The sequence below is a fragment of the Sphingopyxis sp. genome (genome assembly GCF_965279755.1).
Classification (GTDB): domain Bacteria; phylum Pseudomonadota; class Alphaproteobacteria; order Sphingomonadales; family Sphingomonadaceae; genus Sphingopyxis.
In genome coordinates, this window is record NZ_OZ257261.1 from 3,236,749 (window position 1) to 3,263,010 (window position 26,262).

Sequence of the window (26,262 nt, forward strand, 5' to 3'; positions counted from 1 at the left end):
GATTCGCGCCTTGCAGGGAAGAAGATATGCCTGAGTCGGATCGTCGACCGGCGAGCAATCTGCCGCCGCTGTCGCTTCATATTCCCGAGCCTCGTTATCGGCCCGGCGACACGCCGGACTTCGGCGATATCGTCGTCCCTGCCGTCGATGCGACTCCGCGTCCCGGCGAAGCGACGAAGCCCGATGCGATGCGTGACCTTTGTTACGGCCTCGTCCGCGTCCTCGATTTCGACGGGCAGGCGAAGGGACCGTGGGATCCGAAACTGAGCGCCGAGCGGTTGCGCACCATGCTACGCTACATGATGCTGACCCGCGCTTTTGACGATCGCATGTTCCGGGCGCAGCGGCAGGGCAAGACCAGCTTTTACATGAAGTGCACCGGCGAAGAGGCAACGTCGATCGCCTCGACGATGGCGATCGACCGGTCGGACATGTGCTTTCCCAGCTATCGCCAGCAGGGCATCCTGATCGCGCGCGATTATCCGCTGATCCAGATGATGAACCAGATCTACTCGAACCGCGGCGATCATCTGATGGGGCGTCAGCTGCCGATCATGTATTCGGCGCCCGAACATGGTTTCTTCAGCGTGTCGGGCAACCTCGCGACCCAATATCCGCAGGCGGTAGGCTGGGCGATGGCCTCGGCGTCGAAGGGCGACAGCCGCATTGCGACCGTGTGGTGTGGCGAAGGGTCGTCGGCCGAGGGCGACTTCCACTCGGCATTGACCTTCGCGACTGTCTACAACGCGCCGGTCATCTTCAACGTCGTGAATAACCAGTGGGCGATCTCCAGCTTCTCGGGCTTTGCCGGCGGCGAGCGAACGACTTTCGCTGCGCGTGCCGTGGGCTACGGCATCGCCGGACTGCGTATCGACGGCAACGATCCGCTGGCGGTCTATGCCGCGACGCAATGGGCGGCCGACCGCGCTCGCACGAACAACGGTCCGACGCTGATCGAGCATTTCACCTATCGCAGCGAAGGGCACAGCACCTCGGACGATCCGAGCGCCTATCGCCCGTCGGAAGAGCCGACGATCTGGCCGTTCGGCGACCCGATCGCGCGCCTGAAACAGCATCTCGAAGTGCTCGGCGAGTGGGACGATGAACGCCACGCTGCGCAGGCGAAAGAGCTCGAAGAGCTGGTAAAGACGACGCAGAAACAGTCAGAAAAGCTCGGAATTCTCGGGCATGGCATGCACCAGCCGTTCGAGACGATGTTCCAGGATGTGTTCGAAGAAATGCCTTGGCACCTCAAGGAACAATGCGATCAGATGCTCGCCGAGCAAGAGGCCAAGTTCGGCCCCAACTGGAAGCCCGAATAATGACGCCCAATGACTCTGGCTCAACCAAGACCATGAACATGATCGAGGCGATCAACAGCGCCATGGACATCATGCTCGAACGCGACTCCAACACCGTCGTGATGGGCGAGGATGTCGGCTTTTTCGGCGGTGTGTTCCGTGCGACGGCGGGTCTGCAGAAAAAGCATGGCAAGACGCGGGTGTTCGATACCCCGATCAACGAATGCGGGATCATCGGCGTCGCGGTCGGCATGGGCGCCTATGGCCTGCGCCCGGTCCCAGAGATCCAGTTCGCCGACTATATCTATCCGGGGCTCGACCAGCTCGTGAGCGAGGCGGCGCGCCTGCGCTATCGTTCAGCGAACGACTATATCTGTCCGATGACGGTGCGCACGCCGTTCGGCGGCGGTATCTTCGGCGGCCAGACGCACAGCCAGTCGCCCGAAAGCATCATGACGCATATCTGCGGGGTGAAGACGGTGATTCCATCGAACCCCTATGATGCCAAGGGCCTGCTGATTGCCGCGATCGAGGATAATGATCCGGTCGTGTTCCTCGAGCCCAAGCGCATCTACAACGGCCCGTTCAGCGGCTATTACGACCGCCCGGTCGAGCCTTGGTCCAAGCACGACGCGAGCGCGGTGCCCGAGGGCTATTACCGCATCGATCTCGGCAAGGCTGCGACTGTCCGTGAAGGCGAGGCGCTGACGATCCTTGCCTATGGCACGATGGTCCATGTGACCAGGACGATCGTCGAGGAAATGGGCATCGATGCCGAAATCATCGATCTGCGCACCTTGCTGCCGCTCGACATCGACGCGATCGAAGCGTCGGTGAAGAAGACCGGCCGCTGCCTGATCATCCACGAAGCGACGCGCACCTCGGGATTCGGCGCCGAACTCGCCGCGCTGGTGCAGGAGCGCTGTTTCTATCATCTCGAGGCGCCGGTCGAGCGGGTCACCGGTTTCGACACGCCGTACCCACACAGCCTTGAATGGGCCTATTTCCCCGGACCGGTCCGCATCGCGACCGCGCTGACCAAGATTCTGAAGGACTGATCGCCATGGCTCGTTATTCGTTCCGTCTGCCCGACATCGGCGAAGGCATCGCCGAGGCCGAAATCGTTGCATGGCACGTCAAGATCGGGGACCGCATCGAGGAAGATGCGCAGCTTGCCGACATGATGACCGACAAGGCGACCGTCGAAATGGAATCGCCGGTCACCGGGATCGTCGTCGAACTCGCGGGCGATGTCGGCGACATGGTGTCGATCGGTTCGACCCTCGCCGTGATCGAAACCGAAGGTGAGGGGGCCGTCGATGAACCGCCCGCCGATACGCCGGTCGAGGAAGAGATCGTTGCCGAAACGCCGGGTGCCGAAGAGGTTTCGGTTGCCGAAGTTGCTCCGGCGTCTGCACCAACACCGGCTCCCACGCCGACCCCCGCTCCGGCACCCGTCGCCGCAGCGGTGGATCACAGCCGTGCCGTTCTCGCGTCACCCGCCGTCCGGGCGCGTGCGAAGGATATCGGCGTCGACCTTGGTCAGATTCATGCCGAGGGCGACCGTATCCGCCATTCGGACCTCGACGCCTTCCTCCGGTACAGCGGCGGGCAAGGGTATCACGCACCCGGCGCCAGCCGCGCGCGGGGCGACGAGCCGGTCAAGGTCATCGGCATGCGCCGCAAGATCGCCGAGAATATGGCGGCATCGAAGCGCGCCATTCCGCACTTCACCTATGTCGAGGAAATGGACGTCACCGCGCTCGAAGAGATGCGCGCAGACCTAAATGCCAATCGCGGCGGTCGTCCCAAGCTGACGATGCTGCCCTTCCTGATCGTCGCGATCTGCCGGACGATCCCGCAATTTCCGATGATCAACGCGCGCTACGATGACGAAGGCGGCGTGGTGACGCGCTATGGCGCGGTGCATCTCGGCATGGCGACGCAGACCGATGCAGGGCTGATGGTTCCGGTGATCCGCGACGCGCAGGACAAGAATGTGTGGCAGCTCGCGAGCGAGATCACCCGCCTCGCCGAAGCCGCGCGCACCGGCAAGGCCAAGGTCGAGGAGCTGACGGGCGGTACGCTGACCGTCACATCGCTCGGCCCGCTCGGCGGTATCGCCACCACCCCGGTCATCAACCGTCCGGAAGTGGCGATCATCGGTCCGAACAAGATCGTCGAGCGTCCTGTCTTCGCCAAGAATCCTCAGGGGGGCGACGAAATCCGCCGCGCGAAGCTGATGAACCTGTCGATCAGCTGCGACCACCGCGTCGTCGATGGCTGGGATGCCGCAAGCTATGTGCAGGCACTCAAGAAGCTGATCGAAACGCCGGTCCTGCTGTTTGCGGATTGATAACCCTCGTCATTGCGAGGAGCGTAGCGACGAAGCAATCTCCAGCTGTCGGCTGAGCAGGCCGACGGCTGGAGATTGCTTCGCTTCGCTCGCAATGACGGTTGTTATAGCCCCAACCCCGCAAGGCTCGTTTGATCGAACTTCAGCTTGAAGGTGACATAGGCCCCCGAGCGCGAGAAGCGTGCGTCTTCGAAGTCGCGGTCGTGGAAGCCGGCGAAGTTGTAGCCGAAGGTGATGTTGGCATTCTCCATCGGTGCCAGCGTCACCGTCGGTCCTGCGGCCCAGGCGATCGTGTCGCCGCCGGTACCGATCCGCGCGGTGCCCGAGGCGCCGATGTCGATATGCTCGTTCAGGTTAAAGCGCAGGTCGGCGCCGAGCAGATTCGACCAGCCCTTCACATCGTCGGCGCCAAAGCGGTCGAAGTTATAGCGGGTGCCCCAGAAGAGTCCGATCTCGGCCCGCTCGTACCAGCCGTCTCCGCTGCCGATGCCGCGGTCGCCGAGCGGGGTCCAGTTCACCGACAGGCTGTTGAGCAGCCGGCGGCTCGTGGCATCGCCGTCGATCGTCAGCACAGCGCCGCCGACCGGCCCGGCCTGACCGGCAACGGCGTCGCGCACCTCGTCCGAACGGGCCTCGCTCTTGTTGAGCCACGAGATTTGCGAGTCTGCGGGGCGGTGCGCCCAGCTTGCTTCGAAGGTGATGACTTCGGTCGTCGGCGTCGTGCCTGTGCCGCTCGCCTTGGCATAGGTGAACAGCGCGCCGAGCGCCTGTCCTTCGCCAAGCTGGCGGATGCCGCCCAGCGTCAGCCCGTAACGGTTCGCCAGCTCGCCGTCGCGATATTCGGCGCGGCCGGTGACTGTCCAGCGGTCGCTTCTATAGGTCGCACCGGCGCTGATCGCGGTGAAATCTTCGGTCAGCGTGCCATTGTTGCCGAGGAAGCCGCCCGATGCGACCGGATGATCGACGTTCAGGACATCGCCGGCGCGAATGCCGCCGATCGTGCGGTTGCCGTCGAGCGACAGGTCGACCGACCAATGTTCGTCGAGCTTCAGCGATTGCGACAGGCCATAGGCGGCGAAGCTGCGCGGACCATATTCGCTGATTTCCTGCTGGTTCGCGGTCGCGAGCAGGCGGGCGCCGGCCCACGGCGTCAGGTCGAAGCCGACCCGCGCGGTGCGCGCCTTCACCGTATCTCCGTCTGCGATCTCATAGCTGCCGACGAGATTGACGTCGCGGGTGATCGCATAGCGAGCCCCGATGCGATGCCGCGTCGGGAAATCGACGCTGCCATCGTCGCCGCCGAGCGCGAATTCGGTCTGCGCGTCGAGTTCGAGCTTCTTGTCGAACAATCGCTGCGTTGCGCCCAACTGGACGATGTTCGAGGTATTGCGCGAACCGTCGGTAAGGCGATCGTCGGCATGCGTCAGGCCGGCGCGCACCTTGCTGGTGCCATTGTCATATTCAACGAGCGCGCTCGCGGCGCGGCGGCGCGCGTCGACGTCGAGATAGTCTTCCTGCCACGCGCTGCCGGTGACCGACAGGTTGCGCGTCGCCTTCACACGAGCCTCGAAGCCGAACTTGCGTGTGCCATCTTCGCCGCTGTTGAGCTGGCCGGTGCCGAAGCCTGCCTCGCGCTCGCGGACATAGGCAAGGAAATCGGCCTTGCTGCTGTGATGCTCGGCCTCGACCAGCCACGCCTTGGCCGTCCCGGCGGCCGCGCTGCTGCTTCCGGTTTTTGCCTTGGCGTCGCTCACCGCATATTCCGCGCGCACCTCGGTGTCGGCATTCGGACGATAGCGGGCGTCGATGCCGCCAAGGTTGGTCTTGGCGTCATTATCCTCGTCATGGATGAAGGTCGCGCCGACGCGCAGCTTTTCATCGTCCGATTGATAGCTGACGCGGCCGCCGGCGTTGAGCACGCGTTCGCCGATGCCGTCGACCTCATACTCGGCGACAATGAACTGCGGGTCGAGGTTCGACGAGCGGCTCAGCACCGGCGCACGGAAACGGATCGTTCCTGCGAGATAGTCGATGTCATAATCGATGTTGCGCGTCATCGTCACGCTCTCGATGATCCGTTCGCTGTGCAGCCGGTCGCGCGTCTCGATGACGATGCGCTCGCTGTTCGGCAGGACATCGCGCGCGCCGAGCTGGTACGGCCCGGTCAGGCCGTTGCCTTGGATCTCGTCGCGGCGGAAGCGGTAGGGCGTGTCGGCGACGAACGCGGTCGCGGCGATGTTGCGGCCACGATACTCGGCCTTGCCGCCGTTCAGCGCGCGCTGATAGCGGGCAAGCTGCGGTTCCGAGATGCCCGTCTCGATATCGCCGAACATCGCATAGAATTGCGGACGTTCGAGGCGCAGATAGAGTTTGCGGACCGAGGCGGCGTCATAGCGCGTCTCGTTGCGGTCGGCGTAGATGGTGTAATAGGCACGCGGATCGATCACGCCGCCGAACCGCGCGTCGTCCTTGTCCTTGTCGCTGTCATACGCCAGCGTCATCAGCCATTTGCCCTGGACCCGACCCTTGGCATAGAGGGCGAGGCGCGCATCAGCGTTCAGGTCGTCCAGCGTTTCCGCGACGGATTCCATCCGGTCGTCGAGCGTGTTGTAACCGATCGTGCCGGCAGCAAAGCCGACCACTGTCCACGGCCGATCGCCCGGATCGAGCCACATTTCGACCGTCTGCTGACGCTGGACCTTGTCGTCGCGGAAGTTGAAATTCATCGTCAGTGTGCCCGACGCGGTCGTCGGTTCCAGCTCGACATAGGCGATGCCATCGTCGCCATCGATGCGCCAGACCGGCTGCGCGCGTTCGAGGCCCGCGAGCTGTCGCGCCTGCTGGGCATCGGCCTCGATGGCGGGATAATAGGGTGCGGGGACACTGAAGTCGCCCGTCAGGCCGGCGCGGATCGGCTTGCCGTCGCGGTCGGTCAGGCGCACCGCGATCACCGGGCGCGTCACGCCATCGGCGACGAGCACCGACTTCTCGCGGATCAACGTCGCGCGCATCGGCGTGATCGAATAATGAACGCTGCGTTCCAACGTCTCGACGGTGGCGCCGCCGGCGTCTTTCACCGTCGCGACCAGGCGGTTATCGCCTTCGCGGATTTCGATCCCGCGCCACAGGCTGACCGTGACGAGGCCGTCGGCGGACTTGCTCATCCCGTCAAAGGTCAGATCGTCGACCGGCTTGCCGTTGATCGTCAGCGAGACCGTCTGACCCGGGGCATGCTTGATCGCGGCCCGGATCGCCTTGGCGCGCGGATTGTGATCGGCCTCGGGAAAGAGCCAGCCGATGCCGGGCGCCTCGCCCGCAAGCCAGTTGCGGTTGGCGCCGGCGGCGTCGGGGTCGCTGAGCGGCCTCGGCGCTTCGAATTTCGCCTTTTCTGTCGCGGCACGCGGCGCGGCGGCGATGGCGCGGAAGTCCGCGCGCTTCAGCGAACCGCCGCGTCCCTCGACGAAGCGCGAGATCGGGCTGCCGGCGCTTGCGGTCGAACGCGCGCAGTCGATGGCTTCGCGGTCGATCGGCAGCGTCGAGGGATCGATCTGGACGACGTGAAGCCCCGGGCGCACGCCCTCGAAGTGATAGCGGCCGTCCTCGTCAGTGACCGTATAGCTGCCATCCTGCAGCATGACGCGCACGCCGGCGATGCCGGGGGACTTGTCGGGGTCGACGCTGCAACCGCCGTCGGTGATACGGCCGATGATCGTCATGCGGTCGCCGAGCTGATCGCGTTTGATCGAGATTGTCGCCTCGGCGACATTGCTTTCGGTGCCGCGATTGTCGGCCGCCGACGCGCGGTTGAGCGCATTGCCGGGCTGCGCCGACACGATGACTTCGGCGACATAGGTCAGCAGCACCGTGCCCGAGGGCGCGATCGAAGGCAGGGTGACGGTAAAATCGCGGCCGTTCGCGTTGACGGTCGCATCGACGCGCGCGCCGTTGACACGCACCGTGTCGGCGCGCAGGCGCATGCCCACGGGCAGCGCGTCGCTGACGGTCACCGCGCCGGTCGAGCGCCGCGCGTCGCGGTTCGCGACTTCGATGCGATACTGCACCGCGTCGCCCGGAACCGCGGTCTGGGTCGACGTCGTCTTCCGCAGGATCAGCGGCAGCCCCGGCTGGTCGACGGGGATGTCGACGCGCACGGGCGCGGGGCTGTCGAGCGTGAAGTTGCGGCTGTAGCTCGCGTCGGTGATCGTGAAGGGCAGGCCGTCGTCGGGCCGGCGCAGACCGGCGAGATCCGCAGGGCTCGCCTTCGACGGTGCGGTATAGGGCGCCGGCGGCTCGACCACCAGACGGTAGGTGCCAGGCGCGACGAAGGGGAAGCGATAGTCGCCGGGGGGGAAGGTATAGACCTTGCCGCTCGCGTCGGTGACATTCTGCCCCGTGATGACCGTTGCGGGATAGGCGCTGACGCCGTCGTCGCCGAACACGTGCGCGGGCTGGCCGGACGCGGTGTTGATCAGCGTGACGCGGCTACCCGGAACGGCCGAACCGTCGCCGCTGTCGAACACGATGCCGAAGGGATCGACAAGGAAGTCGATCGTCGCAATGGCGACCAGGCTGGCATTGGCTTGATCGGTGATGCGCAGCTGGATCGGCGATCCGGGATTGACCGACAGGCGGCAATCGCCGGCAACAACGGCCGGCGGAACACCGATCGTGTTGATAAAGCCGACGAATTCTCCGCTGTTCGCGCCGGTTTCGGTCAGCGTGATGCGCTCGCTGTCGCCGTTGGCGAGGTCGAGGATCACCGGCAGCGTGTCGATCGCGTTGGGATCGACATTCGCCGAAGCGAGCGTGACACCGACCACCAGCACTTCTCCGGCGCGAAAGGCATCGCTGCTCTGGAGGGAAGCCGGCGCGGTCGGGATACCGGCATAAACGCCGGCAAGCTGAATGAGCTGATCGCCGCTCGACGCGGCCGACTGGGCGGCGATTCCGCCCACCGATCCGGCACAGCGCGTCGGAACGAGCGGCACGGTCTTGTTGCCGCCGCCGTCGACAATGCGATAGGTCTTGATCACTGGCTGTTCGGGCGGACGTGCGCGAACGGTCACGTCGACGCGGTTCGACAGCGCGTTGCCGCCGGTCCAATCCGCGGACGCGGTGTTGCTGATCACCTGTGCCTGCGTCTGGGGAACCGCGGACAGCGAGGCTGCCGCGACCAGGGCGGTCACGAAGGACTTATATGTCTGGCGGAGGTTCATCGCTGGTCCCGATGGGGGGCAGCGGGAGGACGAAATCCTCCCGCTGCTCCGGTCATTCCGTCAGGTCAGTTGACCGTGGCGCGGAAAACGAGCGTGCTCGACGCGCCCGCGGCGATCGATGCGATCGTCCCCGACACGTTTGGCGCCGTATAGCTGCCGCCTGCGCTTCCGTTGAAGTCGCAGGTGCCGCCGGTCACGGTGCCGCCGAGCAGGATCGTGCCGGCGTTGAACGTCAGCTGGCCCGGCACGGGATCGGTGATCGCCACCGAGGTCGCCGCCGCACCGCCACTGTTCGTGACGGCGATGCAATATTCGACCACGGCACCGGGGATAAGCTTCGGATTCGTCGTGTTGTTGAACGGATCCGAAATGACGCGGCTGATCTTGGTGACCGCCAGCGTCGCCGTCTGCACGGTATAGTCGTCGGCGGCGCTATGCGAAGCGTCGCGCGCGGCATCGTTCACGCCCCCAGTATCGGCGAAGACGGTATCTTCACCCGCCGTGTTCGCGCCCGTGGTCTGTGTAACCGCAGCGCCCTGGCTTCCGGTCGTTCCGCCTTCGCGCGCCGTAGCGCGAAGCTGGACGCCGGCCACCGCGTTGTTTGCGAGGCCTGCCGGAATGTCGGAAACCACGAACAGACGGATGATGCCGTCGGCGGCCACTTCGTCGGCGTAGGTAACGAGCGCGTCGCCCGCATCCCAGCTTCCGACCGTGCCGGTCGTCGGATTGTCACGATAAATCCGGACGTTGTTGACGTTGAACGTGTCGGTTCCGCCATGCGCGGCGGTGCCGCCCGTGATCTGCGTCGCCGCCAGTACAAAGTCGAGCACGTCGTTCGAGCTGTTGGTCAGCTGGAAGGTCGTGACGGCATTAGTCTGGCCCGGAACGACGTTGGTCGTGACGGTTCCCACCTCTTCGACGAGCAGATTGATCTTGCGGTCGACGGTAAAGGTATCGGACGCGGTCTGCGCGCCCTGTGCGACGCCACCAACCTGATAATTGACGGTGGCGGTATTCGTGATGGAGGTACCCGCGGTGGTCCCGGCCGCATAGGCAGGGCTGGCGACGGCAGTGAATGCCGCTGCCAGACCGAAGGCACCCCAGTAAGTCAGCTTGCTGGTCATAGCTGAGCTCCCAGGCTTGATCGGCTGCCAAATTCCCCACCGCCGGCAACCATTAAGCGGTAATAATCAAAGGATTATTTGACAATTCCCCTGAACATCAGCTTCCCGGCGCCCCCCGCCGGAATCGGTTTCTGAAACGCCCAGCGGATGTGCGTGACATCGGCGGGCTGCGCCGGACGGCGGGTGCCGTCGGCAAGCGGAACAGTGAGGGCGTCGAGCGTGCCCCAGTTCCTGCCACCATCGACCGAGACGAGCGGGCGCGTGTCGCCGGCGTCGGCATAGCGGACGGCCGACGGCATCGGGTTGGTAATCACGAACGCGTCGGCAGGCTGGGTGCCGGCGTTGCGGTAGTTCAGCACGAACACCAGCTTGTCGCCCGGTACGACGACCTTGGGCTCCTCAAGCAGGACGCGCGGCTTGCCGGCGGCGTCGGTCGTCGCGCGTTCGACGAACACGCTGTTGTCGAGCACGACCTGGTTCGCGGCAAAGGCTTGCGTCGGAGCGAGCACGGCGAGCAGAAGGAAAAGAGCGGTACGCATGTGCATCTCCGTCAGTTGGCCTTGATTTTGGTTTTGAAAGTGACCGTGCGCGTCTGGCCGCCGGGCACGGTGCCGAGCAGAACCTGGATGCGCGTGCCGTCATAATTGGCGGCATCGGCGTCGTTGGCATCGGTCAGTGCCGATCCGCCGAGCGTGATCGAACTGGCGACATAGTCGGTGTTCGCCGGGATATTGTCGTTGATTGCCAGGCCGCTGACCGATCCCGAACCCGCGACGGTAGCGGTGATCGTATAGGTGATGGCGGCACCGGGCACGGCCTCGGCGCCGCCGAACGGATCGACGATCACCGCCGATTTGACGAGCGAGACCGTCGCCGCCGCAACGCGATACGCGCCGTTGTCCTGCCCGTCGGCACCCGTCGAGCCGACGATTGCATCGCCGCCGCCTTCGCCCATGCCGGCGAATGTCGTGCCGGGCGCGCCGGTGCCGGTCTTGGCACGGGCGACGAGCGTAACGATACCGCGATTGCCATCGGTTGCGGTGCTCAGCGTCGTTGCGAGCACGAAGACGGTCATCGACGCGTCGGGCTGCAGCGGCGTTTCCGACCCCGCAACATAAAGCGTGTCGGTCGGGTCCCACGTGCCGTTGTTATTGGCATCGATATAGATCTGGGTGACGGCGGGATCATAATCGTCGCCGCCGACGTTGGCGATCGTGCTCAGCGCAAAGGCTTCGGGGCCGTTGCCGGTGTTGGTGACGCGATAGGTGAGCACCTGATTGGTCGCGCCCGGCGTCGTCGGGACGTCGGTTGTGCTGCCGGCGACGGTCACGTCGAGCAGCTCGTCGACGCGCAGGTCAACGCGATTCGAATCGATCGTCTGAACGCCGCCGCCATTGTCGAAGCTGGCGCTCGCGGTGTTGCTGATCGTCGAACCGGCGAGGGTGCCGGCGGCATGGGCCGTGACCGGCGCGAACAGCGCTGCGGCCAGCGCCAAGGCTGAACAGGAGGGAAAAAGAAGCGGATGATGCTTCGCGCCCCCCACAGGCGCTTTCATCATGGTTGAAACTCCAAAGCTGGTCCTTGGAATTTGTTCTCGCGGAAAAACGGAAATATCTGGTTAAAATATCGATAGAAAATGGGGTTTTGGCCCAAATGGAGACAAATGCCGTCGTCCGTTTCCGGCGATTCTGGCCGACTGGCGCGGCGCCCAAAGCTCGCGTAGGAAGATGTGGTAAACCGGGAGGCATAAAGCGTGGCCGAAGACAGGGGGAGGAAGGACACACGGTCGGGGCAGGGCGATCCCCTGCGTCAGATCGAAGTCGATGATTTCCGCCGTGACCGGTTACTCGCGGCGCTCGCACTGATTCTGGGCGCCGCTTTTTGCCTTGGCTTTCCGTTCGCATTGAAAGCGGGGGCGGAGTTTTTCCTGCCGCTGACGGCGGCGATCGTCATCTCGATCGCGCTGGTGCCGCTACTCGAATGGCTTGAGCGCCGCGGCGTTCCGTCGGGCCTTGCCGCCTTTCTTTCGCTCGCGGGCTTTCTGATGATCGTGAACGCGGCGCTGGCGATCATCGTCGTTCCGGCGACCGGGTGGTTCGCGCGGATTCCCGAATCGATTCCGCGCATCCAGAGCAACGTCGCGCCGCTCATCGATTTTTACGCGAGTTTTCAGCGTTTCGTCGACCGGACGTTAATGTCGGTCGCGAGCGGGACCGAGGCGACCGCGCAGGCGGTTGCAGCGCAGGCTCCGTCGTCGGTCGTGGACTATTTCATCTCGGCCGCGCCCGCGGCGGCGATCCAGCTTTTCTTCGCGGTGCTGGTGATCTTCTTCTTCCTGGCGGGCTGGACTCGGCTGCGGCGCGGGACGATCCGCCGCCGCGGCAGCTTCGACGGGGCGATGCAGACCGCGCGCGTGATCCAGAATGTCGTCGATGCAACCGCAGACTATCTGGCGACGATCACAATGATCAACGCGATCCTCGGCCTGATCGTGTCGCTGCTGCTCTGGGCGCTCGGCATGCCGTCGCCCTTCATGTGGGGCGGCATCGTCAGCATCTGTAACTTCGTGCCCTATCTGGGCCCGATCGTCGCGGCGGTGCTGCTCGGTTTGGGCGGACTGATGACTTTCGACGCGGTGGGATTTGCACTTCTACCCGCGATGATCTTTATCGGCGTTCATCTGGTCGAGGCGAATCTGGTGACGCCGCTGGTTCTCGGCCGTCGTCTGACTATCAATCCGCTGCTGATTCTGGTGTCGCTGAGCTTCTGGGGATGGGTGTGGGGCACACCCGGCGCGCTGCTTGCGGTGCCGTTGCTTTTGATCCTCCAGACCGTGCTGCACTCGACCGGAACGCCGGATCTGGCGGGTTTCCTCTTCGAGCATGGGACGCTGACGACCACCGACGAGATGCGCGATCGATTAAATCGCACAAAGGATGAAGGCGACGGTTGACAGGGTGGGGCGCGGCGCATATTGGCGCCTCTCCCAAGCACACGCGGGTGTAGCTCAGTTGGTTAGAGTGCCGGCCTGTCACGCCGGAGGTCGCGGGTTCGAGCCCCGTCACTCGCGCCATTTCCTGCCCTTTCGGGCGAAATGGCCACCGCGGCTTGGGAGCATTCCAGAATTGGAATTTACGGGGTTGGCGCGGCTTTTTAGCCGCGCCACCGCCCTAGCTCCATCCAGCGTAGCAGGGGCTTGAGCGGCAGCACCCAGATGATTCCCGCGACCAGATAGAAGATGGCCTGGATCAGGATCGGCCAGCCGCCGACCCATGGTGACAGCGCCACGATTCCGACCGCCCATATCGCGATCAACGCCAGAATGATGAAGATGCCTGCGGGCTTGCGCCAGCTCGGCGGCGGGTCGGCGGGAAGCTGGCTCACAGACGGTCTCCGGTCACGAAAAATTCCTGTTCGGTCAATATGGCGTCCAGCGGGACGTCGGTCGGCTCAAGCGGCACCTTGTCCACTTCCTGCACCGACCAGGCAATTCCGATCCGCGGGATAGCGGGATGCGCCGCAAAAAAGCGGTCATAGTGGCCGCCGCCCTGACCGAGGCGGCCTCCGCTGCGATCGAACCCGACAAGCGGGCAGAAAATCAGCGCCGGCAGCGCTGCCGCGGCCGTGTCAGCGGGCTGCAGGGTTCCCCACGGCCCTTTCAGCAGCGGCTCGCCTGGCTTCCACTGCCGGAAGTCCATCGTATCGACGCATCCGCTGTGATGCGGGAGCAGCAACGACATGTCGGTTAACATCGGCAGGATATCGGGCTCGCCGCCGCAAGCGGCATAGGCCGCGATCGGAGAGGCGGTGGCGATATGGTCCGCCAGCGAGACAGGGAGGGCGCGAAAGGCACCGAGACGCGCCATGTCGTCCAGATTGGCGACGAAATGCCGACGCCGGAAGCGGAGCCTCTCACGGAGCTGCTTCTTCTGCTGGACGAAGGCGTCGGAGGTCATATCGTCTCCGGCTCCTCGGAATGCTGGCGCGGCGGGTGGCGGGACCACCGTGGGTCGTTTGCTGGAAGATCCTCTGACGCCAGTAACGTCAGGTGGGGACCATATACGTCGGACCAGGGTCCGGGCAGGGACAGCCCCCTAGGATGAAGTATCGCCTCAGGGATTTTCGCAAAAGCTCGTGCCGGGCAGTACCCGCCGCCCCCTATGTAGGAGGGCGGCCCGCCAGTCTCAAGCCATTTAGGGAATTTGCTCGATCCGGCTTGCGAGCGTCTCGATCCGGTCAGCGATCTGGAGCAGGGCGCGATCGTGCAAAGGCGCAGCCGTGGCTGGTGCCGCCGGCGGTGCCTTTTTGAGCGCATCGAGTTCGCGAAGTGCGGATTTCAGCTCGTCGCGGGCCTGTGCTTCGCGGCTCTCGGCAAGCGCCACCGCCGCGCGCAACGAATCGGACTGGGGTTCGGCCTTGTCGGCTTTGCCCTTGGCGTCCTGCGCTTCATCGGCCAGCATCAGCGCGGCGAACAGCATCTGGCGAATCTCGGTGCCGCCGGGCATCGAGCGAATCTTTTCATCAACGACGGTTGCGAGCTGCATCAGCTGCGGTTCCTGCCCGTCGGCGCAATGCACGTCATAAACGCGGCCCGCGATGTGGAGCTTGACGTCAGCCACGCTTTGCCTCCTCGATCAGCCGGTCGAGCTCGCCGATAACCGCCACGACTTCGGCCTTCAGGGCCGATTCTTCTGCGCCAGCTGTTTCGGGCGCGGCGATTTCGGGGGCGGGGCGGTTCGCCCGGTCGGTCAGGGCCTTTTCGATCCGGCTGAGCGCCCGTTCGATGCGGCCGATGGCCAGGCTGGATTCGTCGAGATCGAGTTCCATGGCAAAGGGGTAGCAGCCGAGGCTAAGGGGCGCAATCGCCTGTCCGTGCCGAAATGCGCGCTATTTTCTGCCGTGGGCGGTTGACTCCTGACCCCACCACCGCAAAGGGCTGTCCCCACCGAATCCGGTCATCTTCACATCCTTTCCCGGGGGACTCATGACACTGCCCGAACGTAAGCTCGCCAACGCGATCCGCGCGCTTGCGATGGACGCCGTACAGGCCGCGAACAGCGGTCACCCCGGGATGCCGATGGGCATGGCCGACGTCGCCACCGTGCTCTACTCGGATTATCTGAAATTCGATCCGTCCGATCCGAAATGGGCCGATCGCGATCGCTTCGTCCTCTCGGCGGGCCACGGGTCGATGCTCGCTTATGCGACGCTGCATCTCGCCGGCTACGCGCATCCGACGATGGAGGAAATCCGCAATTTCCGTCAGCTGAGCAGCCCTTGTGCCGGCCACCCCGAGAATTTCGAGCTCGCGGGCGTCGAAACGACCACCGGGCCGCTGGGGCAGGGGCTCGCGACCGCGGTCGGCATGGCGCTCGCCGAACGCCACCTCAATGCAATCTATGGTGACGATCTGGTCGACCACCGCACCTGGGTGATCGCCGGCGACGGCTGTCTGATGGAAGGCATCAACCACGAAGCCATTGGTCTGGCTGGCCACCTCGGTCTTGGCCGCATGACCGTGCTGTGGGACGACAACAAGATCACGATCGACGGCGCGACCGACCTGTCGACCAGCGAAGACATCCCGGCCCGATACGCCGCGACCGGCTGGCACGTCGAAAGCTGCGACGGTCATGATCCCGTTGACATCCGCCGCGCGATTGACGCCTCGCTTGCCGATCCGCGCCCGTCGCTGATCGCGTGCCGCACGATCATCGGCTTCGGCGCGCCGAACAAGCAGGGCACATCGGCAACGCACGGCGCCCCGCTTGGTGCCGACGAGATCGCCGCCGCGCGCAAGGAACTTGGCTGGACGGCCGAGCCTTTCGTCATCCCCGCTGACATTGCATCGGCGTGGACCGCCTTTGGCGAAAAGGGCAAGGCGCTTCACGCCGAATGGAATGCCCGCCTCGCAAGCAGCGAAAAGAAAAGCGAATTTTCAAACCGCTTGAGCGGTAAGGTCGTGCCAGGCGACGCTTTCAAGGCTTATCTCGACGGTCTCGTCGCCGAACCCCCGAAGGTCGCAACGCGCAAGGCGTCGGAGAATACGCTGGGCGCCCTTACGGCCGACATCGCGGCGCTCATCGGTGGCAGCGCCGACCTCACGGGTTCGAACAATACCAAAACATCGTCGACCAAGCCACTGACGAAGAATGATTATTCGGGGCGCTATGTCTATTATGGCATCCGCGAGTTCGGCATGGCCGCGGCGATGAACGGCATGGCGCTGCACGGTGGCGTTGTGCCCTATGGCGGCACCTTCCTTGTCTTTGCTGATTATTGCCGCGCCGCGATCCGTCTGTCGGCGCTGCAGAAGCAGCGTGTCGTCTATGTCATGACGCACGACAGCATCGGCCTTGGCGAAGACGGCCCGACGCACCAGCCGATCGAACATCTCCAGTCGCTCCGCGCGATGCCGAACCTGTTGGTCCTGCGTCCCGCCGATGCGGTCGAAACCGCCGAATGCTGGGCCTTGGCGCTGGCGCAGGAAGACCGGCCGTCGCTGCTGGCTCTGACCCGCCAGAATCTTCCCCCGCTGCGCCATGACGTCACGGAAAATCTTTGCCTGAAAGGCGGTTACCGTCTTCGCGATGCCTCGGCAGCGCGCAAGGTCGTGCTCGTCGCGACGGGCTCGGAAGTGTCGCTCGCGATGGAAGTCGCCGACAAGCTCGAAGCTGCAGGCCAAGGCGCCGACGTCATTTCGATGGTGTCCACCGAGCTGTTCGACGAACAGAGCAAAGCCTATCAGGCCGATATTCTGCCCGACGACGCGCTGATCGTCTCGATCGAGGCGGGCACGACCTTCGGCTGGGAGCGCTACACCGGCCGCGATGGCCTGCGTTTCGGCATCGACAGCTTTGGCGCCTCGGCGCCGATCGACGACCTCTACAAGCATTTCGGCCTCACGGTCGATGCTATCGCACCCCAGATCCTGGCACGGCTCGGCGCATAAGACCGACGGCCTCATCCGCAGAAAAGGACATTCGACATGGCAGTGAAAGTCGCAATCAACGGTTTCGGACGTATCGGTCGCAACGTGGCGCGCGCCATTCTGGAACGCACCGACCATGATCTCGAACTGGTGTCGATCAACGACCTTGGCGATGCAAAGGCGAATGCCCGCCTGCTCCGCCATGACTCGGTCCACGGCGCTTTCAACGGCACCGTCGAAGTCGACGGCAATGACCTGATCATCAACGGCAAGCGCATTCAGGTAACCGCCGAGCGTGATCCCGCCGCGCTGCCGCATGCCGCCAATGGCGTCGACATCGTGATGGAATGCACGGGCTTCTTCACCAACAAGGCCGGCGGCCAGAAGCATCTCGACGCCGGCGCCAAGCGCGTGCTGATTTCGGCGCCCGCCAAGGAAGTCGACCTGACCGTCGTCTATGGCGTCAACGACGACAAGATCACCGCCGATCATCTGATCATCTCGAACGCGTCGTGCACGACCAACTGCCTCGCCCCCTTTGCCAAGGTGCTGCATGAGGCGATCGGTATCGAGCGCGGCCTGATGACCACGATCCACGCTTACACCAACGACCAGAAGATCCTCGACCAGATCCACGACGACCCGCGCCGCGCCCGCGCCGCCGCGATGTCGATGATCCCGACCTCGACCGGTGCCGCAGTGGCTGTCGGCCTTGTCCTGCCTGAACTCAAGGGCAAGCTTGACGGCTCGTCGATCCGCGTCCCGACCCCGAATGTGTCGGTCGTCGACCTGACCTTTACGCCGCTCCGCGATACGACGAGGGAAGAAGTCAACGCGGTGCTCAAGGCCGCCGCCGAAGGCCCGCTGAAGGGCGTTCTCGGCTACACTGAAGAACCGCTGGTTTCGATCGACTTCAACCACAATGCGGCCAGCTCGACGATCGACAGCCTCGAAACTGCCGTCATCGACGGCAAGCTGGTGCGCGTACTCAGCTGGTATGACAATGAATGGGGCTTCTCGAACCGCATGATCGACACTGCGGGCGTGATCGCGAAGTTCCTTTAAGCCTTATGGGAGGCCGAAATGGCTGGGTTCAAGACGCTCGACGATCTGGGTGATATCACCGGCAAGAAGGTGCTGGTGCGCGTCGATCTCAATGTTCCCATGTCGGGCGGCGCCGTGGCCGACGACACGCGGATCCGCGCGGCGATGCCGACGATCCGCGAATTGTCGGACAAGGGGGCGATCGTCCTGCTCCTCGCCCATTTCGGCCGTCCCAAAGGTGCGAAGAACCCGACCCAGTCGCTCAGCCTGGTGATCGACGGCGTCGCCAATGTGCTCGGCCATTCGGTGATGTTCATCCCCGAATGCGTTGGCGAAGGCGCCAAGGCGGGCGTTGCGGTGCTGGCGGCGGGTGATGTTGCGGTCCTCGAAAACACCCGCTTCAATCCCGGCGAGGAAAAGAATGATCCGGCTTTCGCCGATGCGCTTGCCGAGATCGGCGACCTCTATGTGAACGACGCTTTCTCGGCGGCGCACCGCGCGCATGGCTCGACCGAAGGCATCGCGCATCGCCTGCCGAGCTATGCCGGCCGTGCGATGGAGGCCGAACTCAATGCGCTCGACGCGGCGCTCGGCAATCCGGCGCATCCGGTCGCGGCGGTGGTCGGCGGCGCGAAAGTGTCGAGCAAGATCGACGTGCTGCGCAATCTCGTCGGCAAGGTCGACCATCTGATCATCGGCGGCGGCATGGCGAACACCTTCCTCGCCGCGCGCGGGGTCGATGTCGGCAAGTCGCTGTGCGAGCATGATCTGGTCGACACTGCGAACGCGATCTTCGATGCCGCAGACAGTGCAGGCTGCACGATCCATCTGCCTTATGACGTTGTGGTGTCGAAAGAGTTCGCGCCGAACCCGCCGACGCGCACCGTGAATGTCCACGAGGTCGCGGCGGACGAGATGATCCTCGACGTCGGCCCGGCTGCGGTCGAGGCGCTTGCCGATGTGCTCAAGAATTGCCGCACGCTGGTGTGGAATGGACCGCTCGGTGCATTCGAGACACCGCCGTTCGACACCGCGACGGTGGCGCTGGCCAAGACCGCTGCCGCGCTGACCCGCGAAGGCTCGCTGATCTCGGTCGCGGGCGGCGGCGATACCGTCGCGGCGCTCAATCATGCCGAGGTGGCCGCAGACTTCACGTTCGTCTCGACGGCGGGCGGGGCCTTCCTCGAATGGATGGAAGGCAAGCCGCTTCCGGGTGTGGACGCGCTCAAAGCCTAGAGTTTCTGTCGCATTTGCATCCCGGCAGAGGGGTCGCTATGCGCACCGCCACATACGTATGCAACCAACCGGAGATGTTATGACCACCGCCAATGCCGAGATGCTGGAACAGATCAAATCGGGACAGGGCTTCATTGCCGCGCTCGACCAGAGCGGCGGTTCGACGCCCAAGGCGCTGGCGGGTTATGGCATCGGCGAAGATGCCTTCGCGAACGACGAGGAAATGTTCGGCCTGATCCACGACATGCGCAGCCGCATCGTCACGGCGCCCTGCTTCAACGGCGAGAAAGTCATCGGCGCGATCCTGTTCGAACGCACGATGGACGGCGAAGCCGGCGGCAAGCCCGTTCCGGCGTTGCTCTGGGACCGCGGCGTGGTGCCGTTCCTCAAGGTCGACAAGGGTCTTGAGGCCGAAGCCGACGGTGTCCAGCTGATGAAGGCGAACCCCGACCTCGACGCGCTCTGTGAACGCGCGGTCGCCAAGGGCGTGTTCGGTACCAAGATGCGCAGCGTCGTTAACCTCGCCAACCCGGCGGGCGTCAAGGCGATCGTCGAACAGCAGTTCGCCGAAGCCGCGCGGATCGCCGCGCACGGTCTGGTCCCGATCATCGAACCCGAAGTGAACATCAAGAGCGCCGAGCGCGATGCCGCCGACCGCCTGCTGCTCAAGGAAACGCTTGCCGCGCTCGACGCGTGGACTGGCGCGCCCGTGATGCTGAAGCTGTCGCTGCCGACCGAGGCCGGCCTGTTTCAGCCGCTTGTCGATCATCCCAAGGTGCTGCGCGTCGTTGCGCTCTCGGGCGGCTTCGCGCGGCCCGAAGCCTGCGTCGAACTGGCGAAGAACCCCGGCATCATCGCGAGCTTCAGCCGCGCGCTGCTCGCAGATCTGCGCCATCAGATGAGCGACGAGGAATTCAACAGCTCGCTCGGCGGCGCGATTGCCGAAATTCACGCGGCCTCGGTGGCTTGATGTGACGGGACCCCTGAAATGAGTGGGGGGTGGCAAGCCGTCGACGATTATATCGCCGACAAATTACTCGGCGCCGACGACGCACTTGTCGCCACTCTCGCCCATAATGAAGCACAGGGCCTGCCGCCGATCGACGTGTCGGCGGCGCAGGGCAAGATGCTCTGTCTGCTCGCGCAGATGGCCGGTGCGAAGCGCATCCTCGAAGTCGGGACGCTCGGCGGCTATTCGACGATCTGGCTCGCGCGGGCGCTTCCGGAGGGCGGCTCGCTGGTGACGCTGGAACTCGAAGCGCATCATGCGAAAGTCGCGCGCCAGAATTTCGATCGGGCCGGACTGTCCGACCGGATCGACATTCGTGTCGGTCCCGCGGCCGACAGCCTGGCCGCGATGAGGGCCGGCGATCCCTTTGACCTTGTCTTCATCGACGCCGACAAGCAGAGCAACGCGCTCTACGTCGAAGAAGCAATCCGCCTCGGCCGCAGTGGCATGACGATCATCGTCGATAATGTCATCCGCGAGGGCGGCGTACTCGACGCGGATAGCGCCGACGAGCGAATCCAAGGCACGCGCGCGCTGTTCGACAGGCTCAATGCCGACCCGCGTCTCGATGCGACCGCGATCCAGACGGTTGGATCAAAGGGCTGGGACGGTTTCTTGCTGGCGCGGGTGCGCTAAAGCCCGCCCGCAAAGCGGAACGAGAAGCGGTAGTCTGCGGACTTCGTGGCGTCGCCGGTCATCTTCTCGGGGCGCACCGATTCGAGCGTGAACTGGCCATCGGCAAGCTGCACGGGTTCGCCCAGCGTCACTTCGAATGGCTGCCGTTCGCCATTGCCGCGAATCCAGACCATCTGAAGTCGCACGCGGCCCGCCCAGATGCAGCGCGCGTTCATCGGGCAGCGGCTGTCTTCGAGGATTTTGACGGGCTCGACGATCGGGCCGTCGACCATCGCACGCTGTCCGAGCGCGACATTGCTACCGTCGGGCAGCGACGTCTGCTGAGCCATGGTGGCGCAGGCCGGTAGGGCGAAAACGGCGAGGATCGGGATGGCGAGGCGCGTGATGTTCTGCATTTGCCCGACACTGGCTGCCTCGCTATGAACCCGCCATGACCACACCCGCTTGCCAGCTCTATCTGATTTCGCCGCTCGACGTCGGCGGTGATTTTCCCGCGCAGCTCGAGGCCGCCTTGTCCGCAGCTCCGGTCGCGGCGTTCCAGTTTCGCGTCAAAAACGTGGACCAGCACGAAGCGGCAAGACTTGCGGAGCCGCTTCAGGCAATCTGCGCCGCGCATGACACGGCCTTTATCGTCAACGACGATATGGCGCTCGCCAAGCGGCTTGGCGCCGACGGCGTGCATCTGGGGCAGGGCGACGGCGATTTGCAGGACGCGCGGCGGCTATTGGGACCACAGGCGCAGATCGGTGTCACTTGCCACGATAGCCGCCATCTTGCGATGGAAGCGGGCGATGGGGGAGCGGATTATGTCGCGTTCGGCGCTTTCTTTCCCACGACGACCAAGACAGTCGAGCATCGCGCCGAGCCCGAAATCCTGACCTGGTGGCAGGGCTTGTTCGAACTGCCCTGCGTCGCGATCGGCGGGATCACCGTCGACAATGCAAAGACATTGATCGACGCGGGCGCCGATTTCCTGGCGGTTTCGGGCGGCGTCTGGGCGCATCCCGACGGCCCGGCAGAGGCGGTGCGGGCGTTCGACAAGCTGTTCGCGGGGTGAGGCGGGCGCGGGCCAGCCTGCTCGGTGTGGCGGCCTTCGCCGCCGTCGGTGCAGCGCAGCCCGCCCCCGACATCATCGTCCCGGTTGAGGGCATCCGGCCGTCCGAGTTGATTGACAGTTGGAACAAGAGCCGGGCCGAGGGACGCCTTCACCGCGCCATCGACATCCCGGCGCCGCAGGGTACGCCGGTGCTGGCGGCGATGGACGGGCGGATCGAAAAGCTGTTCGCGTCGAAACGCGGCGGGCTCACCATCTATCAGCGGTCGGCCGACGGGCGGCTGATCCTCTATTACGCGCATATGAAGGGCTATCGGCGCGGGCTGGCGGAGGGGCAGAAAGTAATGCGCGGGCAGGTTATCGGAACGGTGGGGGCCAGCGGTAACGCCGATCCCGCAGTCCCGCATCTTCATTTCCAGATACTCGAAACTGCGCCGGGTAGCGGCTGGCAGGATGGCGAGCCGGTCAATCCCTATCCGTTGCTGACGACCAGGCGCCCGCGCGGCTAGGCGGCGGGATGATCGCGCCCGGTGGTATGGCCAGGCTTCTCGTCACCACTTTTGCGCCATCCGAAAAGTCCGGCGCAAGGCGTGGGCCGCCGCGACAGCTTTTTCGGCGTGCGGGATGGCGGTGGGGTCTGATCGGGAAGGTCGATAATCGTCATGACGTGCTTATGAATCGCATTGCGACGAAGAAATTGGATCGATGCGTCAAATCGCCCTCGGTTCGTCGCGTTTTCGCTTGCCTCGAGAAGCGGCGCCCGCGAGATGTCGCACCAAGAGATTGGGGATAATGATTATGGACCGGACCGGCACCGAAATGCGCGAACTCACGCTGCGCGCGATCATCCTGGGTGGCTTGCTGACCTTTCTGTTCACCGCAGCGAACGTCTATTTCGGATTGCGGGTCGGGCTGACCTTTTCGACTGCGATTCCCGCTGCGGTGATTTCGATGGCCGTGCTGCGCACGCTCGGCGGATCGAATATGGTCGAGAATAATATCGTCCAGACGATCGGCAGCGCCGCGGGCGCGGTTGCGACGATGATTTTCATCCTGCCGGGCTTGGTGATCGTGGGATGGTGGACGAACTTCCCCTATTGGACGACGATGCTGACCTGCGCAGCGGGCGGTGTGCTGGGGGTGATGCTGTCGGTGCCGCTGCGCCGGGCGCTCGTCATCAACTCGGATCTTCCCTATCCCGAAGGCGTCGCGGGCGCGGAAATCCTGCGCGTCGGTATGGCGGGGGATGAAGGAGCGCGCGAAAACCGCCTCGGCCTGTCGACGATCATCCTCGGCGCGCTGGTCGCTGCCTTCTACGGGGTGATGACCGCGCTCAAGGTCGCTGCCGCCGAAGTCGCCAAGAATTTCAAGCTCGGCGCAGGAGCCAGCGGCGTCGCGGGCACCATGTCGCTCGGCCTCGTTGGCGTCGGCCATCTCATCGGCCTCGCGACGGGTATTGCAATGGCCATTGGCGCGACGCTGTCGTGGTTCGTGCTGCTGCCGTGGCTGAGCGCGGGCCGGGATGGGCCGATCGACGATGTCGTCGGCGCCGTATTCAGTCAGGAAGTGCGCTTTGTCGGGGCGGGCGCGATCGCGGTCGCCGCGATATGGGCGCTGATCCGCATTGCCGGGTCGATCGTGCAGGGGCTTCGCGGCATCGCGAGTGCGGCGCGCGCGCGTCAGAGCGGTCAGACGCTGGAATTGACCGAGCGCGATCTGCCGGGATCGATCGTCGCGGGCACCAGCCTTCTGCTCATGATCCCGATTGGCCTGCTGATCTGGAATTTCGTCCAGGGAGGCCCGCTCGCCGGCGAAGTCGGCGCAGCGCTGACGCTTGCCATTCTCTTCATCCTCGTCATCGGCGTCGCGACCGCGATCGTCACCGGCTATATGGCCGGGCTCGTCGGGACGTCGAACAGCCCGGTTTCGGGGATTGGCATATTGTCGATTCTGGTCGCGTCCGTGCTCGTCGCGGCAATATTCGGTGGAGAGGTCGCTGCCGCCGATCGCGCCCCGCTGATCGCCTTCGCGCTGTTCGTCACCGCCTTCGTCTTCGGGATCGGTATCGTCGCCAACGACAATCTGCAGGATCTCAAGACCGGTCAGCTCGTCGGCTCGACACCGTGGAAGCAGCAGGTCGCGCTCGTATTGGGCGTCCTCGCCGGGTCTTTCATCATCCCGCCGGTGCTCGACCTGCTGAACACCGCTTTCGGTTTCGCGGGTGCGCCGGGCGCGGGGCCTAACGCCCTTGCAGCTCCGCAGGCGTCGCTGATCGCCTCGATCGCGCAGGGCGTGCTCGGCGGCACGCTGCGCTGGGATCTGGTCGGACTTGGCGCCGGGATCGGCATAGTGGCGATCGTCGCCGACGAGATTCTGGGTAAGACCGGAAAAATGCGGATGCCGCCGCTTGCGATCGCGATGGGCATGTATTTGCCGATGTCGGTGACATTGCCGACGATCATCGGCACGGTCGTCGGCCATTTGTGGAACAGGATGGCCGACCGGCAATCGCGCCCCGAGTTTGCACGCCGCATGGGCGTATTGCTCGCGACCGGCCTCGTTGTCGGTGACAGTCTTTACGGGCTGGTGTTCGCCGGCACCGTCGCGGCGGTGGGCGACGCAGACAGGCTCGCGATTGTCGGCCCCGATTTTGCGGTTGCGTCGGAATTTATCGGTCTCGGCCTGCTCGCCGCGCTCGGCTGGTTCGCCTATTCGCGCACGCGCAAGCGCCTGAACGAGACGCCCGCCGAATAAGCACCGCTTGCCCTTGGCCGCCGGGGCGGCTAAGGGCGCGCTCCTGTGACCGGCGCTTTGCGATGCGCTGGCGGCTCTTTCCATCCTTGAACTGCGAGTGTGCGCGATGAAAATCACCGGCGTTGAAATCCGTCCCGGCAATATTATCGAATATGAAAAGGGGATCTGGAAGGTCACCAAGATCCAGCACACCCAGCCGGGCAAGGGCGGCGCCTATATGCAGGTCGAAGCCAAGAACCTCATCGACGGACGCAAGCTCAACAACCGTTTCCGCAGCGCGGACACAGTCGAGAAGGTGCGTCTCGACACCAAGGATTTCCAGTTCCTCTACGCCGAAGGCGACGACCTGGTGTTCATGGACAAGGACACGTTCGAGCAGATCAATATCTCCAAGGACGTCGTCGGCGACGCGCATGAATTCCTGCAGGACGGCATGGACGTCGTGCTCGAGCTTTGGGAAGAGCGTCCGATTTCGGTCGAACTGCCCGAAACGATCGAAGCCACGATCGTCGAGGCCGACGCGGTGGTGAAGGGCCAGACGGCATCCTCGTCGTACAAGCCCGCGATCCTCGACAATGGCGTGCGTGTCATGGTGCCGCCGCACATCACGAGCGGAACCAAGATCGTCGTGCATGTGTACGACCGCGAATATGTTCGCCGCGCCGACTGAATAAGTTCCCCTCCCGCTTGCGGGAGGGGTTAGGGGTGGGCGAAAGGCCCGCCCCACCTATCATGCCCACCCCCGACCCCTCCCGCAAGCGGGAGGGGGGAGTTACGACTATGGCCCTTTCCGGCATCATCACCGTCATGGAACGCGCCGCGCGCAAGGCCGGCACGAAACTGCGCCGCGACTTCGGCGAGATCGAGCATCTGCAGGTCTCGCAAAAGGGGCCGGCCGATTTCGTGTCCAAGGCCGATCAGGCCGCCGAGCGCACGCTGTATGACGAGCTGACCCACGCCCGTCCGGGCTGGGGCTTCCTGATGGAAGAGGCCGGCGAGATCGAGGGCGAGCCCGGCAAGCCGCGCTTCATCATCGACCCGCTCGACGGCACGTCGAACTTTCTCCACGCAATCCCGCAATTCGCGATCTCGATCGCGGTGCAGGAACCGAAGCCCGGCGGCGGCTGGGGCGAGGTAACCGCAGGGCTGATCTATCAGCCCGTCACCGACGAAAGCTATTGGGCCGAGCGCGGGCGCGGTGCGTGGCTGCACGACCGGCGCTTGCGCGTCGCCTCGCGCCGCCACCTCAACGAATGCCTCATTGCGACCGGTATTCCGTTCATGGGCCATGGCGACATGGCGCAGTGGAGCCGCATTTTCGGCGCGGTTGCGCCCGAAGTCGCCGGCATCCGCCGCTTCGGCGCTGCCAGCCTCGACCTTGCATGGGTTGCGGCAGGCCGCTTCGACGGTTTCTGGGAAAGTCACCTCAACATCTGGGACGTCGCCGCCGGTATGCTGCTGGTGCGCGAAGCGGGCGGCTTCGTCAGCGACTTTCGCGGCGGCGACCGCGCAATCGATCGCAGCGAATTCATCGCGGGCAGCGGCGCGGTACACTCGAAGCTGCAAAAGCTGGTCGCGGGCGCGCTTCGCAACGCCTGACG

At 64.6% G+C, this 26,262-nt stretch carries 23 protein-coding genes and 1 tRNA gene; 15 read left to right on the top strand and 9 right to left on the bottom strand.

Annotated features, from left to right (window positions below; genetic code table 11):
* Positions 1 to 26 precede the first annotated feature (26 nt).
* The 3 genes from ACQY80_RS16005 to ACQY80_RS16015 are packed head-to-tail and all read left to right on the top strand — an operon-like array spanning position 27 to position 3,657.
* Complete coding sequence (locus tag ACQY80_RS16005; RefSeq protein ID WP_428681600.1) at positions 27 to 1,322, top strand: thiamine pyrophosphate-dependent enzyme; 1,296 nt, start codon at positions 27 to 29, stop codon at positions 1,320 to 1,322.
* 32 nt (positions 1,323 to 1,354) lie between these two features.
* Positions 1,355 to 2,359, top strand: a complete 1,005-nt coding sequence (locus ACQY80_RS16010; protein ID WP_428685895.1) for an alpha-ketoacid dehydrogenase subunit beta — start codon at positions 1,355 to 1,357, stop codon at positions 2,357 to 2,359.
* Positions 2,360 to 2,364: 5 nt separating this feature from the next.
* Positions 2,365 to 3,657 (top strand): dihydrolipoamide acetyltransferase family protein, encoded by a 1,293-nt coding sequence (locus ACQY80_RS16015; RefSeq protein WP_428681602.1) that lies wholly within the window; start codon positions 2,365 to 2,367, stop codon positions 3,655 to 3,657.
* A gap of 104 nt (positions 3,658 to 3,761) precedes the next feature.
* On the opposite strand, the gene ACQY80_RS16020 is transcribed toward ACQY80_RS16015, so the two are convergent.
* From ACQY80_RS16020 to ACQY80_RS16035, 4 genes are all read right to left on the bottom strand, one after another.
* Positions 3,762 to 8,843 carry a hypothetical protein gene (locus ACQY80_RS16020; RefSeq protein WP_428681604.1) on the bottom strand — a complete coding sequence of 1,694 codons (5,082 nt, stop codon included), beginning with the start codon at positions 8,841 to 8,843 and terminating at the stop codon, positions 3,762 to 3,764.
* A gap of 95 nt (positions 8,844 to 8,938) precedes the next feature.
* Positions 8,939 to 9,997 carry a hypothetical protein gene (locus ACQY80_RS16025; RefSeq protein WP_428681606.1) on the bottom strand — a complete coding sequence of 353 codons (1,059 nt, stop codon included), beginning with the start codon at positions 9,995 to 9,997 and terminating at the stop codon, positions 8,939 to 8,941.
* A 74-nt stretch (positions 9,998 to 10,071) separates the two neighbouring features.
* Positions 10,072 to 10,536: a hypothetical protein gene (locus ACQY80_RS16030; RefSeq protein WP_428681608.1), complete on the bottom strand. Its 465-nt coding sequence runs from the start codon at positions 10,534 to 10,536 to the stop codon at positions 10,072 to 10,074.
* A gap of 11 nt (positions 10,537 to 10,547) precedes the next feature.
* Entirely contained in the window at positions 10,548 to 11,555 is a 1,008-nt protein-coding gene (locus tag ACQY80_RS16035; RefSeq protein ID WP_428681610.1) for a hypothetical protein, read from the bottom strand.
* Positions 11,556 to 11,801: 246 nt separating this feature from the next.
* On the opposite strand from ACQY80_RS16035, the gene ACQY80_RS16040 reads away from it, so the two are divergent.
* Both ACQY80_RS16040 and ACQY80_RS16045 read left to right on the top strand, forming a co-directional pair.
* Positions 11,802 to 12,950: an AI-2E family transporter gene (locus ACQY80_RS16040; RefSeq protein WP_428685897.1), complete on the top strand. Its 1,149-nt coding sequence runs from the start codon at positions 11,802 to 11,804 to the stop codon at positions 12,948 to 12,950.
* A gap of 43 nt (positions 12,951 to 12,993) precedes the next feature.
* A tRNA-Asp gene (locus tag ACQY80_RS16045) sits at positions 12,994 to 13,070 on the top strand.
* An 80-nt stretch (positions 13,071 to 13,150) separates the two neighbouring features.
* Here ACQY80_RS16045 and ACQY80_RS16050 read toward each other — a convergent pair.
* From ACQY80_RS16050 to ACQY80_RS16065, 4 genes are all read right to left on the bottom strand, one after another.
* Positions 13,151 to 13,381 carry a DUF2842 domain-containing protein gene (locus tag ACQY80_RS16050; RefSeq protein ID WP_428681612.1) on the bottom strand — a complete coding sequence of 77 codons (231 nt, stop codon included), beginning with the start codon at positions 13,379 to 13,381 and terminating at the stop codon, positions 13,151 to 13,153.
* A complete protein-coding gene (locus ACQY80_RS16055) occupies positions 13,378 to 13,953 on the bottom strand; it encodes a 5-formyltetrahydrofolate cyclo-ligase (RefSeq protein ID WP_428681614.1) in 576 nt (191 codons plus the stop codon). The genes ACQY80_RS16050 and ACQY80_RS16055 overlap by 4 nt, the downstream gene beginning before the upstream one ends.
* 237 nt (positions 13,954 to 14,190) lie before the next feature.
* Positions 14,191 to 14,616, bottom strand: a complete 426-nt coding sequence (locus tag ACQY80_RS16060) for a cell division protein ZapA (protein ID WP_428681616.1) — start codon at positions 14,614 to 14,616, stop codon at positions 14,191 to 14,193.
* Positions 14,609 to 14,824 (bottom strand): hypothetical protein, encoded by a 216-nt coding sequence (locus ACQY80_RS16065; protein WP_428681618.1) that lies wholly within the window; start codon positions 14,822 to 14,824, stop codon positions 14,609 to 14,611. Before ACQY80_RS16065 ends, ACQY80_RS16060 begins: the two co-directional genes overlap by 8 nt.
* Positions 14,825 to 14,981: 157 nt before the next feature.
* Here ACQY80_RS16065 and tkt point away from each other — a divergent pair, with 157 nt between their 5' ends.
* From tkt to ACQY80_RS16090, 5 genes are all read left to right on the top strand, one after another.
* The gene (gene tkt / locus ACQY80_RS16070; protein ID WP_428681620.1) at positions 14,982 to 16,949 is read left to right on the top strand and encodes a transketolase; all 1,968 of its coding nucleotides are present in this window, start codon (positions 14,982 to 14,984) and stop codon (positions 16,947 to 16,949) included.
* A gap of 36 nt (positions 16,950 to 16,985) precedes the next feature.
* Positions 16,986 to 17,993: a type I glyceraldehyde-3-phosphate dehydrogenase gene (gene gap / locus ACQY80_RS16075; protein ID WP_428681622.1), complete on the top strand. Its 1,008-nt coding sequence runs from the start codon at positions 16,986 to 16,988 to the stop codon at positions 17,991 to 17,993.
* Positions 17,994 to 18,011: 18 nt separating this feature from the next.
* Positions 18,012 to 19,208: a phosphoglycerate kinase gene (locus ACQY80_RS16080; protein WP_428681624.1), complete on the top strand. Its 1,197-nt coding sequence runs from the start codon at positions 18,012 to 18,014 to the stop codon at positions 19,206 to 19,208.
* Between the two features lie 79 nt (positions 19,209 to 19,287).
* Complete coding sequence (locus ACQY80_RS16085; protein WP_428681626.1) at positions 19,288 to 20,178, top strand: fructose bisphosphate aldolase; 891 nt, start codon at positions 19,288 to 19,290, stop codon at positions 20,176 to 20,178.
* Between the two features lie 18 nt (positions 20,179 to 20,196).
* Positions 20,197 to 20,853 (top strand): O-methyltransferase, encoded by a 657-nt coding sequence (locus ACQY80_RS16090; RefSeq protein ID WP_428681628.1) that lies wholly within the window; start codon positions 20,197 to 20,199, stop codon positions 20,851 to 20,853.
* Here the strand turns inward: ACQY80_RS16090 and ACQY80_RS16095 are convergent.
* Positions 20,850 to 21,248 carry a hypothetical protein gene (locus ACQY80_RS16095; RefSeq protein WP_428681630.1) on the bottom strand — a complete coding sequence of 133 codons (399 nt, stop codon included), beginning with the start codon at positions 21,246 to 21,248 and terminating at the stop codon, positions 20,850 to 20,852. The genes ACQY80_RS16090 and ACQY80_RS16095 overlap by 4 nt on opposite strands.
* A gap of 35 nt (positions 21,249 to 21,283) precedes the next feature.
* Here ACQY80_RS16095 and thiE point away from each other — a divergent pair, with 35 nt between their 5' ends.
* The 5 genes from thiE to ACQY80_RS16120 all read left to right on the top strand — a co-directional run bounded on the left by thiE (position 21,284) and on the right by ACQY80_RS16120 (position 26,260).
* Entirely contained in the window at positions 21,284 to 21,910 is a 627-nt protein-coding gene (gene thiE / locus ACQY80_RS16100; RefSeq protein WP_428681632.1) for a thiamine phosphate synthase, read from the top strand.
* Complete coding sequence (locus ACQY80_RS16105; protein WP_428681634.1) at positions 21,907 to 22,416, top strand: M23 family metallopeptidase; 510 nt, start codon at positions 21,907 to 21,909, stop codon at positions 22,414 to 22,416. Before thiE ends, ACQY80_RS16105 begins: the two co-directional genes overlap by 4 nt.
* Before the next feature lie 283 nt (positions 22,417 to 22,699).
* Positions 22,700 to 24,661, top strand: a complete 1,962-nt coding sequence (locus tag ACQY80_RS16110) for an OPT family oligopeptide transporter (protein ID WP_428681636.1) — start codon at positions 22,700 to 22,702, stop codon at positions 24,659 to 24,661.
* Between the two features lie 106 nt (positions 24,662 to 24,767).
* A complete protein-coding gene (efp, locus tag ACQY80_RS16115; protein ID WP_428681638.1) occupies positions 24,768 to 25,331 on the top strand; it encodes an elongation factor P in 564 nt (187 codons plus the stop codon).
* A gap of 110 nt (positions 25,332 to 25,441) precedes the next feature.
* Positions 25,442 to 26,260, top strand: a complete 819-nt coding sequence (locus ACQY80_RS16120; RefSeq protein ID WP_428681640.1) for an inositol monophosphatase family protein — start codon at positions 25,442 to 25,444, stop codon at positions 26,258 to 26,260.
* Positions 26,261 to 26,262 lie beyond the last annotated feature (2 nt).

Excerpts from the sequence above, each read along its gene's own strand:
- ACQY80_RS16005 (WP_428681600.1), top strand. The coding sequence starts at position 27 with ATGCCTGAGTCGGATCGTCGACCGGCGAGCAATCTGCCGCCGCTGTCG.
- ACQY80_RS16010 (WP_428685895.1), top strand. The coding sequence starts at position 1,355 with ATGAACATGATCGAGGCGATCAACAGCGCCATGGACATCATGCTCGAA.
- ACQY80_RS16015 (WP_428681602.1), top strand. The coding sequence starts at position 2,365 with ATGGCTCGTTATTCGTTCCGTCTGCCCGACATCGGCGAAGGCATCGCC.
- ACQY80_RS16025 (WP_428681606.1), bottom strand. The coding sequence starts at position 9,997 with ATGACCAGCAAGCTGACTTACTGGGGTGCCTTCGGTCTGGCAGCGGCA.
- ACQY80_RS16030 (WP_428681608.1), bottom strand. The coding sequence starts at position 10,536 with ATGCGTACCGCTCTTTTCCTTCTGCTCGCCGTGCTCGCTCCGACGCAA.
- ACQY80_RS16035 (WP_428681610.1), bottom strand. The coding sequence starts at position 11,555 with ATGATGAAAGCGCCTGTGGGGGGCGCGAAGCATCATCCGCTTCTTTTT.
- ACQY80_RS16055 (WP_428681614.1), bottom strand. The coding sequence starts at position 13,953 with ATGACCTCCGACGCCTTCGTCCAGCAGAAGAAGCAGCTCCGTGAGAGG.
- ACQY80_RS16065 (WP_428681618.1), bottom strand. The coding sequence starts at position 14,824 with ATGGAACTCGATCTCGACGAATCCAGCCTGGCCATCGGCCGCATCGAA.
- tkt (WP_428681620.1), top strand. The coding sequence starts at position 14,982 with ATGACACTGCCCGAACGTAAGCTCGCCAACGCGATCCGCGCGCTTGCG.
- gap (WP_428681622.1), top strand. The coding sequence starts at position 16,986 with ATGGCAGTGAAAGTCGCAATCAACGGTTTCGGACGTATCGGTCGCAAC.
- ACQY80_RS16080 (WP_428681624.1), top strand. The coding sequence starts at position 18,012 with ATGGCTGGGTTCAAGACGCTCGACGATCTGGGTGATATCACCGGCAAG.
- ACQY80_RS16085 (WP_428681626.1), top strand. The coding sequence starts at position 19,288 with ATGACCACCGCCAATGCCGAGATGCTGGAACAGATCAAATCGGGACAG.
- ACQY80_RS16090 (WP_428681628.1), top strand. The coding sequence starts at position 20,197 with ATGAGTGGGGGGTGGCAAGCCGTCGACGATTATATCGCCGACAAATTA.
- ACQY80_RS16095 (WP_428681630.1), bottom strand. The coding sequence starts at position 21,248 with ATGCAGAACATCACGCGCCTCGCCATCCCGATCCTCGCCGTTTTCGCC.
- thiE (WP_428681632.1), top strand. The coding sequence starts at position 21,284 with ATGACCACACCCGCTTGCCAGCTCTATCTGATTTCGCCGCTCGACGTC.
- ACQY80_RS16110 (WP_428681636.1), top strand. The coding sequence starts at position 22,700 with ATGATTATGGACCGGACCGGCACCGAAATGCGCGAACTCACGCTGCGC.
- efp (WP_428681638.1), top strand. The coding sequence starts at position 24,768 with ATGAAAATCACCGGCGTTGAAATCCGTCCCGGCAATATTATCGAATAT.
- ACQY80_RS16120 (WP_428681640.1), top strand. The coding sequence starts at position 25,442 with ATGGCCCTTTCCGGCATCATCACCGTCATGGAACGCGCCGCGCGCAAG.